The sequence below is a fragment of the Leucobacter shiyiweii genome (genome assembly GCF_052446065.1).
Lineage (GTDB): Bacteria > Actinomycetota > Actinomycetes > Actinomycetales > Microbacteriaceae > Leucobacter.
The window spans coordinates 1,970,221-1,988,285 of record NZ_CM127080.1; the positions used below are offsets into that span (position 1 = coordinate 1,970,221).

At 62.0% G+C, this 18,065-nt stretch carries 19 protein-coding genes and 1 tRNA gene; 8 read left to right on the forward strand and 12 right to left on the reverse strand.

Annotated elements, in window-relative coordinates; genetic code table 11:
- The first annotated feature begins 3 nt into the window (after positions 1-3).
- Positions 4-1,860 (forward strand): FAD/NAD(P)-binding protein, encoded by a 1,857-nt coding sequence (locus tag ACTNFJ_RS09110; protein ID WP_435905995.1) that lies wholly within the window; start codon positions 4-6, stop codon positions 1,858-1,860.
- On the opposite strand, the gene ACTNFJ_RS09115 is transcribed toward ACTNFJ_RS09110, so the two are convergent.
- A complete protein-coding gene (locus ACTNFJ_RS09115) occupies positions 1,850-3,526 on the reverse strand; it encodes a helicase HerA-like domain-containing protein (protein ID WP_435905996.1) in 1,677 nt (558 codons plus the stop codon). The two genes, ACTNFJ_RS09110 and ACTNFJ_RS09115, sit on opposite strands and share 11 nt — an antisense overlap.
- Before the next feature lie 219 nt (positions 3,527-3,745).
- Between ACTNFJ_RS09115 and ACTNFJ_RS09120 the strand changes: the two genes are divergently transcribed.
- The gene (locus ACTNFJ_RS09120; RefSeq protein WP_435905997.1) at positions 3,746-5,872 is read left to right on the forward strand and encodes a sensor domain-containing protein; all 2,127 of its coding nucleotides are present in this window, start codon (positions 3,746-3,748) and stop codon (positions 5,870-5,872) included.
- A gap of 54 nt (positions 5,873-5,926) precedes the next feature.
- Here the strand turns inward: ACTNFJ_RS09120 and ACTNFJ_RS09125 are convergent, their stop codons facing one another.
- From ACTNFJ_RS09125 to sigK, 6 genes are all read right to left on the reverse strand, one after another.
- Positions 5,927-6,196 carry a hypothetical protein gene (locus tag ACTNFJ_RS09125; protein WP_435905998.1) on the reverse strand — a complete coding sequence of 90 codons (270 nt, stop codon included), beginning with the start codon at positions 6,194-6,196 and terminating at the stop codon, positions 5,927-5,929.
- Between the two features lie 94 nt (positions 6,197-6,290).
- Positions 6,291-7,088 carry an efflux permease Rv1217c-related protein gene (locus tag ACTNFJ_RS09130; protein WP_435905999.1) on the reverse strand — a complete coding sequence of 266 codons (798 nt, stop codon included), beginning with the start codon at positions 7,086-7,088 and terminating at the stop codon, positions 6,291-6,293.
- Positions 7,081-8,034 carry an ABC transporter ATP-binding protein gene (locus ACTNFJ_RS09135; RefSeq protein ID WP_435906000.1) on the reverse strand — a complete coding sequence of 318 codons (954 nt, stop codon included), beginning with the start codon at positions 8,032-8,034 and terminating at the stop codon, positions 7,081-7,083. The genes ACTNFJ_RS09130 and ACTNFJ_RS09135 overlap by 8 nt, the downstream gene beginning before the upstream one ends.
- Positions 8,035-8,057: 23 nt before the next feature.
- Entirely contained in the window at positions 8,058-8,723 is a 666-nt protein-coding gene (locus ACTNFJ_RS09140; RefSeq protein ID WP_435906001.1) for a mismatch-specific DNA-glycosylase, read from the reverse strand.
- Positions 8,724-8,834: 111 nt separating this feature from the next.
- Complete coding sequence (locus ACTNFJ_RS09145) at positions 8,835-9,704, reverse strand: anti-sigma factor (protein ID WP_435906002.1); 870 nt, start codon at positions 9,702-9,704, stop codon at positions 8,835-8,837.
- Entirely contained in the window at positions 9,701-10,291 is a 591-nt protein-coding gene (sigK, locus tag ACTNFJ_RS09150; RefSeq protein WP_435906216.1) for an ECF RNA polymerase sigma factor SigK, read from the reverse strand. Before sigK ends, ACTNFJ_RS09145 begins: the two co-directional genes overlap by 4 nt.
- Positions 10,292-10,552: 261 nt before the next feature.
- On the opposite strand from sigK, the gene ACTNFJ_RS09155 reads away from it, so the two are divergent.
- The 3 genes from ACTNFJ_RS09155 (at position 10,553) to ACTNFJ_RS09165 (ending at position 12,177) form a co-directional block, all read left to right on the forward strand.
- Positions 10,553-11,197: a fasciclin domain-containing protein gene (locus ACTNFJ_RS09155; RefSeq protein ID WP_435906003.1), complete on the forward strand. Its 645-nt coding sequence runs from the start codon at positions 10,553-10,555 to the stop codon at positions 11,195-11,197.
- A gap of 172 nt (positions 11,198-11,369) precedes the next feature.
- A complete protein-coding gene (locus ACTNFJ_RS09160; protein WP_435906004.1) occupies positions 11,370-11,882 on the forward strand; it encodes a flavodoxin family protein in 513 nt (170 codons plus the stop codon).
- A gap of 130 nt (positions 11,883-12,012) precedes the next feature.
- Positions 12,013-12,177 carry a hypothetical protein gene (locus ACTNFJ_RS09165; protein ID WP_435906005.1) on the forward strand — a complete coding sequence of 55 codons (165 nt, stop codon included), beginning with the start codon at positions 12,013-12,015 and terminating at the stop codon, positions 12,175-12,177.
- Positions 12,178-12,227: 50 nt separating this feature from the next.
- Here the strand turns inward: ACTNFJ_RS09165 and ACTNFJ_RS09170 are convergent, their stop codons facing one another.
- Positions 12,228-12,770 (reverse strand): YaeQ family protein, encoded by a 543-nt coding sequence (locus tag ACTNFJ_RS09170; protein WP_435906006.1) that lies wholly within the window; start codon positions 12,768-12,770, stop codon positions 12,228-12,230.
- A 101-nt stretch (positions 12,771-12,871) separates the two neighbouring features.
- Between ACTNFJ_RS09170 and ACTNFJ_RS09175 the strand changes: the two genes are divergently transcribed.
- Positions 12,872-13,336: a hypothetical protein gene (locus tag ACTNFJ_RS09175; protein ID WP_435906007.1), complete on the forward strand. Its 465-nt coding sequence runs from the start codon at positions 12,872-12,874 to the stop codon at positions 13,334-13,336.
- Positions 13,337-13,443: 107 nt separating this feature from the next.
- Here the strand turns inward: ACTNFJ_RS09175 and ACTNFJ_RS09180 are convergent.
- Together ACTNFJ_RS09180 and ACTNFJ_RS09185 are read right to left on the reverse strand one after the other, a co-directional pair.
- Positions 13,444-13,534: transfer RNA gene (locus ACTNFJ_RS09180), tRNA-Ser, on the reverse strand.
- Positions 13,535-13,643: 109 nt separating this feature from the next.
- A complete protein-coding gene (locus ACTNFJ_RS09185) occupies positions 13,644-14,210 on the reverse strand; it encodes a phosphorylase family protein (RefSeq protein WP_435906008.1) in 567 nt (188 codons plus the stop codon).
- Positions 14,211-14,505: 295 nt separating this feature from the next.
- Here ACTNFJ_RS09185 and ACTNFJ_RS09190 point away from each other — a divergent pair, with 295 nt between their 5' ends.
- Together ACTNFJ_RS09190 and ACTNFJ_RS09195 are read left to right on the forward strand one after the other, a co-directional pair.
- On the forward strand, positions 14,506-14,757 hold the full coding sequence (locus ACTNFJ_RS09190) for a hypothetical protein (RefSeq protein ID WP_435906009.1): 252 nt from the start codon (positions 14,506-14,508) through the stop codon (positions 14,755-14,757).
- A 101-nt stretch (positions 14,758-14,858) separates the two neighbouring features.
- Positions 14,859-15,350: an S-ribosylhomocysteine lyase gene (locus ACTNFJ_RS09195; protein ID WP_435906010.1), complete on the forward strand. Its 492-nt coding sequence runs from the start codon at positions 14,859-14,861 to the stop codon at positions 15,348-15,350.
- Here the strand turns inward: ACTNFJ_RS09195 and ACTNFJ_RS09200 are convergent.
- Together ACTNFJ_RS09200 and ACTNFJ_RS09205 are read right to left on the reverse strand one after the other, a co-directional pair.
- A complete protein-coding gene (locus tag ACTNFJ_RS09200; RefSeq protein WP_435906011.1) occupies positions 15,336-16,415 on the reverse strand; it encodes a CPBP family intramembrane glutamic endopeptidase in 1,080 nt (359 codons plus the stop codon). The two genes, ACTNFJ_RS09195 and ACTNFJ_RS09200, sit on opposite strands and share 15 nt — an antisense overlap.
- A 374-nt stretch (positions 16,416-16,789) precedes the next feature.
- Entirely contained in the window at positions 16,790-17,821 is a 1,032-nt protein-coding gene (locus tag ACTNFJ_RS09205; protein ID WP_435906012.1) for an endonuclease domain-containing protein, read from the reverse strand.
- Positions 17,822-18,065 lie beyond the last annotated feature (244 nt).

Here is an 18,065-nt window from a genome sequence, read left to right on the forward strand (position 1 = left end):
CGTATGGTGACTCATGCCGCGCTTGCCCTTATCGGATCGGGTGTTCGCGGCACCGCCGCACTGGGCCGTATCGCCGCGCGGCTGCGATCCGCACCCCCGGAGCACCCGCTGATCGTGCACGTCATCGACCCTTACCCGGCGGGTTCGGGGAGCATTTGGCGCGCGGATCAGCCACACACCCTGGTCATGAACACGGTTGCCGCGCAGTCCACGGTGTTCGACGACCCGACACTGGGGTTTGAAGCGAGCTTTCCTGGGCCGAATTTTGCGGAGTGGTGCGAGCGGGTCGCGAAGGGCGAAGTCGCTACCGAAGACACGGTATCGCGACGACTCGCGGCTGAGACCCGGCCGTGGAGCTCCCCCTCTCGAGCGCTTTACGGCGCCTACCTGAGATGGGCTCACCGCACCTTCGCTGCAGCGCTGCCAGCACAGGTAAGCCTGCAGGTGCACCGTGATCGCGCAATTGACATTGCGCGATCACGCGACGAGTACCTCGTCACCCTCGTCAGCGGCACGAAGCTCTCGGTTCGGGCCGCGATCCTGGCTCTGGGGTGGATCCCGCGCGGGCAGGGCACCGGCACAGATATCGGCCCAGCAAGTCCCATCGACCAACCATTTGATGACATCCTTCCGGGCGAGCGCGTGGCTGTCCGCGGCTTAGGAATGGGCTTCACCGACCTCCTCAGTCTCGTCACCGAAGGTCGCGGAGGCGCTTTCGAACCGGATCCGCAACCCGGGCGCCCGTACGCGGTGAAGTATCTGCGCTCGGAGCGCGAGCCGGTGCTTCTCGCTGGCTCGCGCAGCGGGTTACCATTTCTCGCGAAACCCGCGTTCGAGGCGGTGCCGCCCCCCGCCACCCTGCCCTCACTCACCCGCGCCATGCCCGAACTTCTCGCCCGGCGCCCGCTCGATTTTGCCAAGGAAGTGCTGCCGCTCATTGAACGAGACTCGGCACTCACGCACTACCGTGTGCTTGCCGAGCACCGCCCGGAGGCGTTCACGACCGATCCCGCAAGACTCCTGGCGCTTATTGACGCGGCAGACGATTCGGCAGTGGGCACCACCTGGCGAGACGCGGCCAGGGAATGGGTACCGGCCCCCCGCGACCGCTTCGATACCGAGCGAATCGGTCGACCCATCTGCGGATCCACGCCAGAGCAAATTGACGCCGCAATCGCTGCTCGCATCACCCAAGACGCTGGTGATGCGTCGGAAGGACTGCGGAGCGCCCGCAAACGCGGGCTGCATGTCTATCAGGCGGCTCGCGTCGCGATTGTTCCGCTAACCGACTTTGGTGGGGTGACCCCCGAATCCCTGGCGAGCTTGAACCGGTACCTCACCCTGGCCGGCTTGGTCGGGAGCGGCCCCCCGCTATTCCGGGTTGAGCAGTTGCTCGCGCTGCATCGCGCGGGAATCGTTCGATTCATCGGCCCCGGTCTCAGCGTAAAGGCACACGAAGGCAACCGATTCGTGTCCAGCTCACTGACGAACGGCGTTGGCTTCGAAATTGACCGGGTGATCGACGCCCATCTCACTCTCCCGAATCCGAAGATGCTCGGCGATCCACTCCTCGACTCACTCCTCAGGCACGGCACTGCACGGCTGTGGAATCACCCGCAGGCTGAGTCAACCCCGACCCTTGAAATTTCTGCGAAAGACAGTGCGCTGATTGATGCTGACGGCGCGCCAAACGCGGGCCTCTTCTCCCTGGGGCCCCTGCACGAGCAGATCCGCCGCTTCACCATCATCGCGCCGATTCCGAACGCACGGTCAACAGTGCTGAGGGAGATCGACAGCGCGGTGGCTGCTGCAGTGGCCCGAGTCACGCCCCTGACCGCAGCGCTCCAGCTTACTTCCTGAAAAGGTTTCGCAGCACCTGGTTCACAACGGTGCGCACCCCAGAGGTCACCACCGAGCCAACTTGTCCACTCACCTTCTTCGCGGCTGCAGCACGCTCGCGTTCTTTCCGCTCGACCTCACGCTGCCGCTCTTTCTCTGCGGCGAGCGCTTCACGGTCGAGACGCTTTGCTTCCGCAATCGCAGCCTTCTCGGCTGCAGCTTCGGCCCGCGCCTTCTCCTTCTCGGCCAACGCCGTCTGCTCTGCCGCAAGCCTCGTGGCCGCAGCCTCCGCCGCCCGCTCCTCAAGCATCTCAGCGGCAGAATGATCGTCGATGGCGGCGCCGTACTTTGCCTGCAGCGGCGAAACCAACACGGCTGCCTGCATCATCACCGGGGTGATCGGATCCATCGAGCCTTGCGGCGCGCGCATCCGGGTCCACGCCACGGGCGCCGGGGCGCCTTTCTCGCTCATCACCGTGACAATCGCCTCGCCGGTCGCGAGACTCTGCAGCACCTCGCCGAGGTCATATTCCGATTTCGGGTAGGTCGAAACCGTCGCCTTCAACGCCTTCGCGTCGTCAGGGGTATGCGCCCGAAGCGCGTGTTGCACTCGCGAACCGAGCTGGGCCAGTACGTCACCCGGCACGTCCTTCGGGGATTGGGTCACGAAGAAGATGCCAACGCCCTTTGAGCGGATCAGCCGAACCGTTTGCGTGATCTTCTGCAAGAAGGCCTTGGACGCGTCGGCGAACAGCAGGTGCGCCTCATCAAAGAAAAATACGAGCTTCGGCTTGTCCTGGTCGCCTACCTCAGGGAGCGCCTCGAAAAGCTCGGAGAGTAAGTACATGAGAAAAGTCGAAAAGAGCGCCGGTCGATCCTGCACCCCCGGCACCTCGAGCAGGCTCACTATGCCTGTGCCGTCCTGAGCTGTGCGGATCACATCTGCCGGATCAAACGCGGGCTCACCGAAGAACACATCGGCGCCCTGCTGGGCAAAACCGATAACCGCGCGCTGGATCACTCCCGTCGTCTGCCGCGAAAGTCCGCCGATCTGCTGAATCTCTGCGCGTCCGTCCTCGCTGGTGAGGAAGCTCAGCAGCGACTGCAAATCCTTGACGTCGATGAGCGGAAGGCCCTTGGACTCGGCATAGTAGAAGATCAGGCCAAGGCTCGACTCCTGCGTCTCGTTCAGGCCGAGCACCTTGGCGAGCATGACCGGACCGAATCGCTCAAGGGTCGTGCGGATCGGCACGCCGATCCGCATTCCCCCCAGAGAAAAGAACTCGGTCTGCGCCGCCTTCGGCTGCCAGTCTTGCCCGATGCCTTGCGTGCGAGCGCGCAGCTTCTCGCTCTCCGTTCCCGGGGCTGCGATCCCCGACAGGTCGCCCTTGATGTCGGCAGCGAAGACCGGAACCCCGAGCGCGGCGATCTGCTCGGCAAAGACCTGGAGTGTTTTTGTCTTGCCGGTGCCGGTCGCCCCAGCGATGAGCCCGTGACGGTTCAGCATGCCGAGCGGAATCGTGATCTGCACGTCGGCGCGTGGCTCCCCATTGAGCAAGGCACCTAAGGTCAGCATGGTGCCACCGCTGTCTACGCCGTCGCCATACCCGGCGCGCACCTGTTCGACGGCTTCCTCGCCAAGCGGGCCAGCGGCCCGCGTGTGGGCTCCCGCGTCCGGTGTAGACATAGTGCGCTCCCTTGATCCTCGTGCCGCCGATTCGCCCGCGCCAGCCCTCCCTGCACACGGGTGTCTGCCGCTTCAGTCTAAGTTGCAAACAGCATTGTGCGATCGACCAACAGACGGTAAAAACATCAATGGGATATCTTTGAGTACGCGCCCGCAGATACCACGTGAGCGTGCTCTCAGCAAATTAGTGGTCGGCGTATTCTCAAGCGGAGAATAAATATGCAGGGCGAGACAAACGAACGTGAATCAGGGGCACAGACGCCGTTAACGCGCGACGCGCAGCGCGCCCTCATCGACAGCATCCCGGGCGTGTACTTCGTCTACGACAGCGAGTTCAAGCTCGTCGAGTGGAATCAGGGGTACCTCGATGCAGTCGGCATTAGCGAAGACGAGTGTTTTGGCCGCGGCACGACCACCGACATCGCTGTCGAAGACCACGAGCGTGCAATTCAGTCAATCAACGAGCTGGCGACCGTCGGCCACACCAAGGTTCGTGCGCACATGGTGCATTCGAAGACCGGCAAGCGCACCCCCTTCTACTTTTCATCACACACAGTTCCCGAAGGCGACGGTTTCCGCATTGTCGGCCTCGGCGTGGATATCACCCAGACAGTTGAGGTCGAAAATGCCCTCCGTAGAGAGACGGCCCTGCTCCAAACGGTGCTGGAAAGCTCCGTTGACGGCTACGTCGTATTCGATCGCGACCGGGTGCTCATCGCCCATAATCGATACTTTCTCAGCGACGGACTCTTCGACGAGGATCCCCTGTTCCGACAGGTCACTCCGGAGTGGCTGGCGCTTATCGCCCAGCGAATGGAGGAACCCGGCACCTTCCTCCTCGACATCACTCGAACGCTTGATCACCCGCAGGAGCGTCACCGTTTTGTCTTCCGTCAGCTGGACGGAAGAACACTTGAGTGCAATGCGAATCCGGTCATTGACGATGCCGGAGAGTGGATCGGCCAACTCCTCAGCTATCACGACGTAACCGAGCTGGAACTCGCGCAGCGTCGATATCAGCATCTCGCGACCCATGATGAGGTAACAGGGATCCTGAACCGTACCGCTCTCTTCGCATCCCTCGAGAACCTCATAACCATTGGAGAACCCTTCGGCCTGATCGCAATCGACGTCGATCGATTCCAACGGTACAACCACACCTACGGACATCTCTTCGGAGACACCGTCCTTCGGCTCATCGGCAAACACCTCAGTCTTGCCACCGGTTACGAACATATGGTCGGGCGCCACGGCGGTGACGAGTTCTTGATTCTCGTACCGGGCGTCTCCACGGAGGAGCAACTCGCAGAGGTCGCCGAGAGCATACTGCGTCAGTTCAGTACCGTCACAACCTTTGGGGAACGCGAGTTGGATCTGCGTCTACACATGGGCATTTGCATTTTCCCGCAGGATGGCAGAACCGTGGCGGAGCTGATCACCCATAGCGACTATGCGATGACCAAGCAGAAGACACCTGGCCGCAATACCTACACCTTCTACACCGAGATGATGGGCACCGAACTCAGCCACCGCATCGCGTTAGAACGGCAGTTGCGACACGCGATCGCTTCCTCGGCTTTCGACCTCGCTTATCAGCCCAAGGTCGACATCGTGAGCGGTCAGATCACCGGCATCGAAGCGCTCCTGCGCTGGCACGACCCTGACCTCGGTTGGATCAGCCCGGAGAATTTCATTCCCCTGGCAGAGGAAACCCGGCTGATCCTGCCGCTGGGCGCCTGGGTACTCGCGACCGTCTGCGCCCAGTCAAAGAAATGGCTGGATCAGGGCATCTGCCGTGTGCCGATTGCCGTCAATGTCTCGATGATTCAGTTCTTCGAATCCGATTTCGTAGACACGATCGAGCGAATCCTCCACGACACCGGCCTAGAGGGGAAGTTTCTCGAGGTTGAACTTACGGAAACGATCCTTGCGCAGGATCCACAGCTGCTCAGCTCTATTGTGGGGCGACTGCACGAACTCGGCATCGCCGTGGCCATCGACGACTTTGGAACTGGATATTCGAGCCTCAGCTACCTGAAGGATTTTCAGGTCGACAAACTCAAGATTGATAAGGCATTCATCCAGCGCATCCATCATTCAGAAGAGGACGACGCGATCGTGCAAACTGCGATTTCCATCGCGCGCTCACTGGGCTTGATTACCGTCGCGGAGGGCGTCGAGACAGTCGAACAGCTCAACTTCCTACGTGCGAGTGGGTGTCTGCGTGCGCAGGGCTATATCTTCAGCCGACCAGTATCGGCACAAGAGATCGAGAGGATCTTCACCGACGAGCGGCGCGGGGTACTCGCCCCGCAACCGCTCCCCGATGAATCACGCACCTTGTAGGGGTGCAGGCCACTGCCGTAATCAGGCTGGCACGGAGTCACACACCGCGAGAGCCTAGTAGCCCTCGGGCGTGGGGGTCTTTTCGCCCGTGTCGGTGTTCCTCACGAGGCCTGGGTCTTCCATACCACGGCGGGGATTCACCGTCTCACGTTCGGCCGCATCGCTTTCGGTGGAGCCATCGAGCACCGGCCGATCCTGCGTCTCAGTGTCGGGAGGGCCCGAGCTCGTGCCCTGCCCGGTGCCGGCGTCGCGGCCCGTAGCTTCATGCGGCGCATCGCGCTTTTCGTCATGGTGTACGTCGTGATGGTCGTCGTGATGTGACATTTTCACTCCTCGCGGTCGGGTGTGGAGTGCAACTGTATCGCCGACACCTGCGACATGCGTGAAACGGCTATGGGCCTTGCCTGTAATCAGACAATCAGGTAATATCACGACGGTTCAGCACGACACTAGTGAATACCACAGCCATCGCACCTAAAGCCCATAACCACGGCAAACCCGGCTGGGCGAAGCCCTCCTGCAAGGGGTACGGATCATACGCCCAGTGAAACGGCGAGAGGTTCTGGAGCCACTCAAGTTCGCGCGACTGTCTCGCAACCGCTTGAAACGCGAAACCCAGTACGGCGAGCCCGGCACCCACTCCGGTGGCAATCGATCGACGGCCCGTGAGGGCTCCTCCCAGGAGCGCTCCTGCGCCGCTCAGAAAGGCAAGCCCGCCGAGCCCAAGTAGCGCCGCGGCCACATTGACGGACTCAAGGCCCAATTCCGCTGGCCCGTCGAGTGCCAGGATCACCGCACCGGCGACCCCAAGTAGCACCGCAATCTTCACCAGAAGAGTCAACCCAGCCTCGAGCGCGACGCGGGTACGGCTCACCCCATGAGCCAGATTGAGTTCAAGCTCTCCGGTCTCCCAAGCTCCGGCAATGAGCGCAGAGCCCCAAGAGGTGGCCGCAATGATCGTCAAGACGTATCCCATGAGTCCGAAGAACGTGCTTTGCGTGTACCCGGCCCCCGTGGTGATCTGGTCGTATCCGAGCGCAGCAATGAGCTCCGGCGGCAAGCTGTCGATAATTCCCTGTAACTCGCTCGCCCCGCCAATACTCGGGTACAGAGGCAAATAGAGGAAGAGAACCCCGGCGATGGCGAATGCCCACACGAGGAGCCCGCGGGCAGAGTGGCGTAACGCGTGCGTAGTGAGGGGCAGCGGATTACGCATCGCCACCTCCTCGCCGTTCCCGCTCCCGTTCGCGCTCTCGGTAGAGATGCAGAACCGACTCTTCGAGATCGGGTTCTTCGAGCGAAAGATCGGCGAGCGGCAAGCCCGAAAGTATGCGAACGAACCCCCGAATATCGCTGCGGGTTGTTCCGGTGATCCGCACTCCCACCGGGTCGTCATGTATCTCAAGACCAGACAACTCGGGCATGAGACGGAGCTGTTCGCGAGTACGCAGCGGGTCAGCGGTCGCAATGCCCGCATTCACGCGACGGATGGCGCGCAGTCGCAAGGCATCGACATCCCCGCTCCCGACGATCAGCCCCCCTCCGAGCACGGCCACCTGCTGCGCTACCTGCTGCACCTCACTGAGCACGTGGGAACTGAGCAACACAGTCTGGCCGCGCGCGCAGACCTCGTGCAGCAGGGTGTGAAACTCGCGTTGCACGAGTGGATCGAGGCCGCTCGTCGGTTCGTCGAGGATCAGCAGATCCGGCTGATGCATGAAGGCCTGCACCAGCCCAATCTTCTGCTTGTTCCCCTTGGAAAGCGCGCGGATCGGCCTGCCAAGATCCACACCGAAACGCTCGGCGAGCCCGTGCATGTACGCCGGATCAACCGCCCCTGAGAGTCTCGCGAAGTGCTGCAGCAGGCGCCGTCCGCTGAGCCTCCCGTCGAGCCGGAGTTCACCGGGAAGGTACCCGAGGTTGCGGCGCAGCTGCGAGCCGGCTCGCCTCGGGTCCTGGCCAAACACGCGGACCGTGCCGGCTGAAGGTCGGAGGAGGTCGAGGAGGAGCTTCAGCGTTGTACTCTTGCCAGAGCCATTCGGCCCGATGAGTCCGAATACCGTGCCGCGTTCGACGCGAAGGTCGATCCCGCGAAGGGCCTCATGGGAGCCATAACTCTTGCGCAACTCGTGCGTCTCGATCACCGGCTCAACGTGGGACATCGCGCCACCTCCTGCGATCCAGGCTACTCGTGGTCGGAGAGACGCTGCGGTCCAATTTCAGAACTGATCACTGCCCGCCACTTTTCGGCAAGTGAGTCGATCGTTTCGTGTGCGTTCAGCCCGCTCGGCTGGGGCACCACCCAGAGCTCCACATGCTCTGGCCAACCGCCAATCGCACTTCTTGTCTGCCGCCCCAGGACAGCCTTGGGCTGATCGAACGCGGCACGAAACGCGGTGATGCCGGCGATCGCGACGGTGCGAGGCTGCAACTCACCCACGCGCCTCACCAACTGCTTCCCCGCGAGACGAAGTTCGTCTCGGTCCAACTCGTCTGCGCGCGCGGTCGCGCGACCGACCAGGTTCGTAATTCCGATACCTCGGGAGAGAAGGTGTTCCTCGTCATTCGAGGAAAGGCCTCGCGACGCGTCGATGGGATACTCCGTCAATCCTGCGCGGAAAAGGGCTGGCCAGAATCGATTACCCGGCCTGGCAAACGGAGCGTTCACTGCGGCAGTCCAGAGCCCCGGGTTGATCCCCACGATCAGCAGGCGAAGCGGCTCCCCACCGGCATCACCTGCGCGGTCGGGAAGCACGTCATCCAGCACATCCGGGGCGTCAGACGCGAAGCGAGCGAGATCGGCTCGGGTGGGTCTGGCTCCCCCGAGCGGCGACGGACGTCTGGGTGTCATACCTCAAGCCTAGGCGCCGGTGCCGGCACCTACAGGGTTGGACCATGCCATCGAGGGATGGGATGCGCTGAAGAGGTCCACCGTGATCAGCTCAGCCGAGAAACCCAAGCTTTACGTGGCTTGACCCGCCGGGGACGTCGGAATCGCGAACACAAGTTGATCGCTCGGAAGCCCGTTTGGAGAACCGCCGGTTACCTCGACAGTGACAGCGATCACGTCGCCCTCGGCCATCTCGCCGGAAACGAGCACCGCAGCCTCACCCTGACTGTTGGGGTCGAACGTGCCGGCGGGAATCTTCTCCTCGCCGCGCACGAACCACAACTCATAGGTGTGGCCCGAAGGTGCCGGGTTCAGTCCGGCGGTCACGAGCACGGCCTTACCCTGACCGGCAGACCAGGTCAGCGCGGCCTCTCCGCCGCTGGCGACGCGGGTGCTCGCGCTTTGCGCGTCGGCAGCGGAAGCGATCTGCTCAAGCGCGACAATGCCCGCTGGCCTCTCGGGCTGCAGGGCACTAAACAGTCCCGAGCCCACACCCGCGATCAGTGCGACTACCGCAAGAGTGGCCAGAATTCTCGTGCCAAACCGACGCCGCCGCGGGAGTTCGTCTTCGCCGTCGTTGGGAAGATCCGGCAGTGGAGTGGGTGTAACCTGCGGCAACGCAGTACTCGCTCCACCCGACGGAGTGCTGTGATCCACCGCTGACACGACTGGGTGAACTTGGGATTCGCGCAATGCGCTCGGGGGCTCCCCCGCCTCAATCAGTGCATCGAGCCGGGACAGGAGTGACTCCTTGACCTGAGCACGCGGTGCTTCCTCCGGTACTGAAGCGGCGAGAGCCATCACAGTACGCAGGTCCGCGTCGACCGCATCCGCCCATTCAGGGTGCATCGCGAGCATGCGCTCGAAGGTCGCTCGCTCTTCTGCGTTCAACCCACCGAGGGCGAAGGCGGCTGCCAGGTCAGAGAATTCTTGCTTGGTCATGCGTTCACCCCCATTTCCGCGCGGAGCCTAGTGAGCCCGTCACGCATTCGCGTTTTGATAGTTCCCAGTGGTGTTCCAGTCAAAGCAGCAATCTCACTCTGGTGGTACCCGCCGAAGTAGGCAAGCACCAAAGCCTCCCGCTGCGCCTCAGGAATCCGGGAGAGTGCCTCGGTCACCAGCTGAGCGTCGATCTTCAGTTCGGCACGTTCGGCCACCCCGTCGAAGGCGACCTCAGCATCGCGGATCCCGACACGAATATCGCGATCCACACTCGCGCGCGAAGCACGTACCCGATCGACCGCTCGCCGGTGTGCGATGGTCAAGAGCCACGAGCGACCCTGCCCGCGCTCGGGATCGTAGTCGTCAGCCGTGCGCCACGCCTCGAGGAATACTTCCTGCAGCACTTCTTCGCTCTGGTCGCGATCCACCAGTACGCGGCGAATAAGGCCAAACATGCGAGCCGACATCAGATCATAGAGCTCACTGAATGCAGCCCGATCGCCAACGGCGACGCGACGGATCAGCGCCGCAATGTGGTCGACCTGGTTGACGTTCCGCTCGGGAACATCACAACCGTCAATCACCATGCGGTCAAGTATGCCGCACGCGCTGCTGGATCCCACTGAGCGCCATCTCCTTTCTGTCTCAGTGGGGTATTCGGAACCAATGGACGATCGGATTGGTGGCATCTGATTTCGCTCGAAGACGAAATTCTCAAAAAAGATTCATTTTGATCCAATCCGTTTCGCGTCCGGCCCCGAAGACCACTGTGGAGGGCGACGAAAAAGTCGCCACCGTATCCGAGAACCTCGCCCGGTGCACCACCGGGCACGACGAAGGAGAAACCGATGTCACGCAAGAAGATGTTGCTCGCCCTGCCCCTCGCACTGGCCGCGAGCCTCGCGTTCACCGCATGCACTTCGGCAGCGACTGAGACCGAAGAGCCGGCAATGGAGCCCACCGAATCAGAGACCATGGAGGTCGAAGAGATGGATCCCGCGGCTTACCTTGTCGGTCCCGGCTGCGCCGCCTACGCAGAAGAGGTTCCCGACGGTCCTGGTTCAGTTGCCGGAATGTTTGAATCCACCGTCGTAGAAGCGGCCTCCAACAACCCGCTCCTCACCACGCTTGCCGCAGCGGTTAGCGGTGGATTGAACCCCGACGTGAACCTCGTCGACACCCTGAACGGCGGCGAGTTCACGGTCTTCGCCCCCGTCGATGAAGCCTTCGGGAAGATCGACGCGGCGACCATTGAGACACTGAAGACTGATAGTGACCTACTGACCTCTATCCTGACCTACCACGTGGTCTCCGGCCAGGCTCTCCCTGACGATCTCCCCGGAATGCACACCACCGTGCAGGGCACTGACGTCGAGGTAACCGGCAGCGGTGACATGCTGATGGTGAACGGTGCCAACGTGATCTGCGGTGGAGTGCAGACCGAAAACGCCACCGTGTACCTCATCGATTCGGTACTGATGCCGACGAGCTAACTCGTTACACTGCCTCAGTGCACTACGCGGGCCGGCCGGGAGTATTCTCGGTCGGCCCGCTCTGCTGTATAGAGCGCGCGATGCCGCTCAGCGGCACTGGGCACTACCTCGATCCCTTGACGTGGGAGATTGCCTCGGTGACACTGGGGACACGAGCAACAGAGGAGTGATCGTGCGTGCAATCGTTATCTTCGAGTCCCTGTGGGGCAACACCGAGCAGATTGCCAGAGAAATTGCCTCAGGCATGAGCGAAGCTCGAAGCGATCTTCAGGTAGAGATTCATCCAGCCGCAGCCGAGGCGCTGCCCGTCGACGGCATCGAGCTGATCGTGGTCGGAGGCCCGACGCACGCGTTTTCAATGTCGTCCTCCTCGACACGACAGGGCGCGACTCAGCAGGGCGCGACCGACATTCCCGACGCGGGTATTCGCGAGTGGATCGAGGCGCAACCCTCGCCCGCGAAGCCGGTGTGGGCCGCCACCTTCGACACCCGCGTGGTCTCGCCGCGCCTGCCCGGGTCGGCCGCGAAGAAGGCACTCAAGCGCATCGTCCGGCTCGGATTTCAGCCAGCCGCCGAGCCCGAGACCTTCGGGGTGCATGGCTATAGCGGCCCGATCGCCGACGGGGAGCTTGAACGCGCCCGGGAGTGGGGCGCAAGTCTTGCCGTGGCCCTGAAGCGAGACTAAATACTGGATCTTGCGACCCCGCGACGCGGGAGCCACTGCCCTTAGCCTGCACAGGCAGGGCTCTGCGAAGGCAGTTGGCCGGTTTCCCCGAGCATCACCAAAGCTTGACCGATAGGCGTAGGGTGAAGGCATGTGGACAGTATTGGTAATTTTGCTCGTGGCCTGGGCCGTGCTTGCGGTAGTCGGATTCGCTTTGAAGGGGCTGCTCTGGCTCGCGATAATCGGCATAGTGCTCTTTATCGGCACTTTGGTCTTCGGCGCAGTCAGGCAGCAGGCTTCCCGAAAGAAGTCTTAGCGGGAACCGGGTATCGGCTCGGATCAACTTGTTCGGACGGTTACCTCGATTCAGTCGAGGTACTGCTCATGCACCAACGACTCGAGGTTGGTGCCGTTGAGCGCCAGGTAAAGCTGCCCTTCTGTTACGGAAACTGCCATTGAGTTCCGTCGGGCAACCGCCTCCACCGCGCCTCCGATGAAGCCAGGATCAAACGAATGCACCGGGATCTCTCTTGCCCGGTGGATCGTCTTCCCGGTCCAGCTGGTGAGGAGTTTTGCCGGATCACGATGCGTGTAGATCGCTACGCGATCCGCCAATTTGCTGCCGTAATGCAGGCGGGCAGCATCTGGAGCACCGATCTCGATCCACGCGGTGATATGGCCAGTCATATCGCGCACAAGCACGGCAGGTTCATCGGTAGACGAGACGCCACCCTCAGAGAAAGTGATGCCCTCCTCGTATTCCAGGCAATATGCGAGCACTCGGGTCATCATGTAAGCATCGGTCTCTGACGGGTGCCTAGCCACTCGCAGGGTGAGCTCCTCGTAGACTGCCCGGTCAATGTGCGCGAGTTGCACTTCAAAGGTGTGGATCGTTGCACCAATTGCCATAGTGATCGAGCCTATCGGGGTGAGACTCCCTGCTGCGCCAGACATCGATGGAACCGCCTGCAATACTTGATCCACACAGTCACCGCGCGAAAGGATCATCGATGATCAAAGAAGCCAGGCACTCCCAGCTGCACCGTGTCGGGCGGCTCGCCATCGCTGCGGGTACTGTGTTTGCGGCTGCCGGCGGCGCCGCATGGTTCGCGGTAACGAAGGAGTTGCGCGACGAGAGGATCACGGTGCCCGGGAACGCCCCAGTACTTGCGGGCAAGCTCGTGCAAGACCCAGCGACTGCGTACGTGCAGGCGCTCGTAATCAAGAGAAACGCTGAACGCAGCGCAGGCGGGCGCACCTTCGCGGACATTAGCGCCGAACTGCAGAGTATCGATGGAAGCAGCGACAAGGCCCGGGAGCTGCGGAATCAGAGCGCGGCGCTTTCCACCGCAGCATCATTGCGCACGGCTTTGATGACCTCAGTGCTGGCGTACGGTGTGAGCACCCTCGTTGCGGGACTCGGGGCGTTGTTCCTGCTCGTGGGATCGCTCATGCGTCGACCCGACGAGAAATAACGCTGCTTCAACCACGAGCTATTCCCAGGCTATGCCTGGCGGAGCGCGAGGGACAGTGCAAAACCCCCGCGAACCCAGTATCTATCGGGTTCTGCGGGGGTTTTCAGTGGCGGTGACGGTGGGATTTGAACCCACGGTAGGGGGTTACCCTACACGACTTTTCGAGAGTCGCACCTTCGGCCGCTCGGACACGTCACCGCGGAAAAGCTTACGTGAAGCGGGCCTGAATCGCGAATCGAACGATGGAAGAGCAGAGCCGTAGCGGGGTCACATGACAGTCGAGCAAAGAAATCTGTGACGGCAGTTACTAACGAAGCAACTCGGGAAGTCTCTCCTGCGCGAACGCGAACAGCTGGTCGCTCTTGGTGAACACCACGGTGTCCCACTCTTCATCGGTGGTCGAGCTGTCGGCGAAATCAGATGGCGCCTTAAAGACCTGCAGCGGCACCCCGAGCCTCGCACACACACTCGCGTAGGCATAGGTCTCCATATCGACAAGGGTCGCACCTAACTCGGCGATCGATCGGCGCTGCTCGTCGCTCTTCACGAACACGTCGCCCGTTGCGATCACAGCCGTCTCAGTGAGTAACTGCCCGGCGGGCTCGAGCCTCGGCGAAGGCAGCGAGAAGTCATGTTGCACGGCCGCGGAGATCTGGTAAACCACATCGAGAGAGGGCCCGTCGCTCACCACGCCAGCTGTCCCGAGCACCACGACGCGCTCAATGTCACGCAACCCCGCAGCGAAGATTGCGTCGGTGAGGCTCATCGCCGCATTTACCTTACCGACCCCGGTGAGCAGGTGCGGCACACCTGCCTGCACGAAGGCGGTCGCCTCATCGCTGTGCGCAAAGACCAGCAGGGACTTTTCAGCCACAACACACCTCCTCAAGTCTCAATCTGCGGAGCGCACGCGCCCAAACAATCCATTGTAGCAATCTCAGTCGGAATAGCGTACGATGAAATGCTGAGCAGGAAAACTGTGATCCGCATGCGCCCGACAGCCGCGGAATCCACTACTCCGGTCTTCCACTCACAGCGCCGCTCATCGTTCATTGAGCAGGCTCGGATCGCCACCTCGCGTTTACTCGCTGGCAGCCTTCGCGATCCAGAATCAGCCGTAAGGCAAATCGTTTGCAACGCGCAATGACTGCGCGTTCGAAAGGAACATCATGTCAAACAACCTCATCGCACTACACACCCCCTACCACGCGCTCGGCGACGGAAGCCGTCCCCGCGTGCCCGAGTGGGCCACGCACCGCTCGGTCTATCGCGCAAGCGGTCGCACCCTGTACCTGGTCGAAACTGACCGGATCGATGCCGCCGAGGGCGACCTCGCGGCCCTGTCACAGCATGGCTGGGACGTACAGGTAGACCGTTCCGGGGGCGCCGCGAGCATCGCGCTCAGCCGCACCGCGGCGTAAAACGCCAGAGATTCGCGGGTGGATCGCGTAGCGTTATTCACGCGAGTAGCCCCGGACGCCGTCAGGCGCACGGGGATCCACCATCGAATCGAGGAGCAATCATGAGTGATGTCGCACTGGCCGAGGTGGAAAGCTTCGCGCTCGACCACACTTTGGTGCGCGCCCCCTACGTGCGGAGGATCGCAGTAGAGCACGGCCCCAAGGGTGACGCGATCACCAACTATGACATTCGACTGGTGCAGCCCAACGCGGGTGAAATCCCGACAGCTGGCCTCCACACCATCGAGCACACGATCGCCGGACTGCTGCGCACCCGCCTCGCCGGCGTCATTGACATCTCGCCGTTCGGGTGCCGCACCGGGTTCCATCTGATCGTATGGGGCGAGCCGGAACCCGCCGAGGTCGCCGCCGCGATCAAGGCTTCCCTCGAGGACATTGCCGAGCGCGTGACCTGGGAAGATGTACCCGGCACCGACGCGGTCAGTTGCGGTAACTACCGCGACCACAGCCTGCACTCGGCCAAGGAATGGTGCCGCGCGGTGCTCGCGCAGGGCATCAGCATCGACCCATTCGACCGATCAGTGCTCGCGTAGCTCCGGCCGCTGAGGTTTCGTCGGCGCCGTCGGAATCGTAGCCTGCACGCGCTTCGGCGCGAGCTCAGGTTGACGCCCAAACTGGCCGGTGAGTGCGAGCGCCACCACCACTAGGGTGATCACAGCCCAGGCGACAATGCCGAGAGGACCTGCGAGCCACATTTGTGGCTCGTGTCCTGCAGCGACCAGCAGCAGCCCGAGGCCCGCCGCCGCGTTCAGCGCGCCGTGACCGATGACGGCGGGCCACACCGACCCCGAGCGCAGGCGCGCCCAGCCAAATACCACCCCCCAGGCGACGCAGCCGCCGGTCATCAGCACAACCCCGCGCCAATCGGTGAATCCGAAGTTGTAGCCCAGAAGGATCAAGGGAGAGTGCCACAGCCCCCAGATCACGCCTGAGATGAGGAGTGCCGGCCAGGTACCGAGTGGCAGCAACGCCGGCAGCAGCCAGCCGCGCCACCCAATCTCCTCGCCAAAGGCGAAGACCGAGTTAAGCAACGCTCCCAGTGGAATTGTCAGGATCTGAATCGCGACGAGCAACGAGACCGGGGGCAGCGCATCGAGAACTTCTGGATCGAGGCTGGCCATCTGCGCCTCAAGCATCGCCGTAAAGCCCGAGAAACCAATGAGATCGAGAGGTAGCCAGCCGAGAGCCGCGGAGACAAACACCACCGCGGCTACGAGTACCGGCGGCGCGAAGACCGCCGCGACCATGAACCACACCACGCGTTTCGCAGGCCGAAGCGGCCACATGCCAAGAAAACGCAGCCGTTCTGCCCGCGGCACCTTCATCACAAAGAGCACCACGAGAGTGGCTATCGCCGGGGTGAACATCATCGGAATGCCCAACAGCTGAATCAATAGACCGAGTTCTGGAGCGGCCGTGCCTCCCAGTAACCAGATTGGCGAGACAACCAGCCAGGCCAGCGCCATCGCGATGGCCACAAACACCGTCACTTCGCGCCACGGCACCCGCACGAGGCGGTCGGCACGCACCCGAATGTCAGTGTCAGGGTGCGGTTCGCGCGATCCACTGTGGATCACGCCTACGTCTCCCTCACGCATCACCACTCCAGACCAGCATCAGGCACCTCAATTCCGTGAGTAATTCTCGATTGACTAGAACTCTAAGCGTTCGATGAGGATTCTGTTGACCCGGCGCGCATCACCCCATGACCCCATCAGATTCGCAAGCACTCACGCACACGTAGTCTTCTGCCGCTGCTAGGTACACCCACTTTCCCCAGCAATGCACGCGACGGCACTTTCCCAAGATTGATGTTTGTGCAGGTAGTTTTCCGCACTTTCGGGAAACTCGAAGACACCGGGTGTTTCGATTTCATGGAGCACTTGATCGAGTTACCCAGGGTTGGTACTCAGGGAAGTCAAGCGTCGGTGTTCGAGCATTTTGGCACCACCCCACAATGAGGAATCGGGGTTCAACACCACGTCAGCAACCCAGGAATTATGCGCTTTCGCGTCGGCAACTGCACCCCTAGTGCCTCCGCGACGGCGAGCGCAGCCACCTCGGGGTTTTGCGCCACCTCCGGGTACCGAAACCGCAACACCTGATACCCCGCTTTCCACGCACGAGAAACTCGACGTTCGTCTTTCGCGTATTGCTTGGCGTCAGTGCGATGTTGCTCGCCGTCATACTCCACAATGAGTCGATGGGCGGCGTGAACCAGGTCGAATCGGCCAATCCACCCGCGGTCATCGCTCAGATCGACCTGCAGCTCGAATCCCTCATCAAGCCCGTAAGCGACAAGAATGAGTCGAAGCAGGGTTTCCATCCTTGATTCGGAGCCAATGCGCGACAGACTCGCGGCCAGGCGCAACTTCCGCACTCCACGCTGATTCGACGTGCACGCGAGCGCATCGAGCTCTGCCATTGTGAGCATCGGCGGTGCGCCATCGTGTGGACCCCGCAGCCGCAAGAGATGGTCAATCGCCACGACGGTTTCCGCCAGGGTCAAAGCTGGCAATGCCTGAAGCAGCGCGTGCTGCGGAGCCGCGACCGGAATGTGCTGATCCACCATTACGCTCAAAATTGGTGCGCTGTGTTGATGCCCCACTACACCCCTCGTGCGGCTTGCATTGCTCGGCGCCAGCACGGAGACGTGCGGGAACTGTGCTGCCCTGATCGGACATCCGTGAAAGAGCAGCGCAGTTTCGTGACTGAAGAGTTCGTTGCGACGCAGTCGCGGACGGTAGTCGCGCGCCGCAGCGAGGTGAAGAGCGGTTCCGGTTGCTGTTGCTGTTGCTGTTGCGGTTGCAGTTGCGGTTGCAGTTGCGGTTGCGGTTGCGGCGGACTCTGATGGTTGCTGAACTGCGGCCACACGGACCCCGTGATACGGCCGACCATATCGGGGACTGCGGAGTGCCCAGTCGGAAAGCCCCGCTGCGGCGCCCTCCGCGCGCAAGAAGACGCTCGGGAGAGTTGCAGGTGATTCGATTCTGCGCGCAGACATGGTGACAAGCCTGACGGGTTGAGAGCCTTGTCTTGAAGGCGGGAGAGCATCTGTGGATAATTCGCGTAAATGCTCGCTTGTGAGCGACGAATAGAACCCGGAGCTGTCCAGGGTGTACTCCAGTTGCACCTGCGGGCGCAGCGTCATCCACCCCGGAGGGAGGTTCCATTTGCCCCAAATTGTGGAACCGGGACGTTCCGAGCATCAACTTGGGGAAAATGAACCTCAGCTCCATTGCCGGACC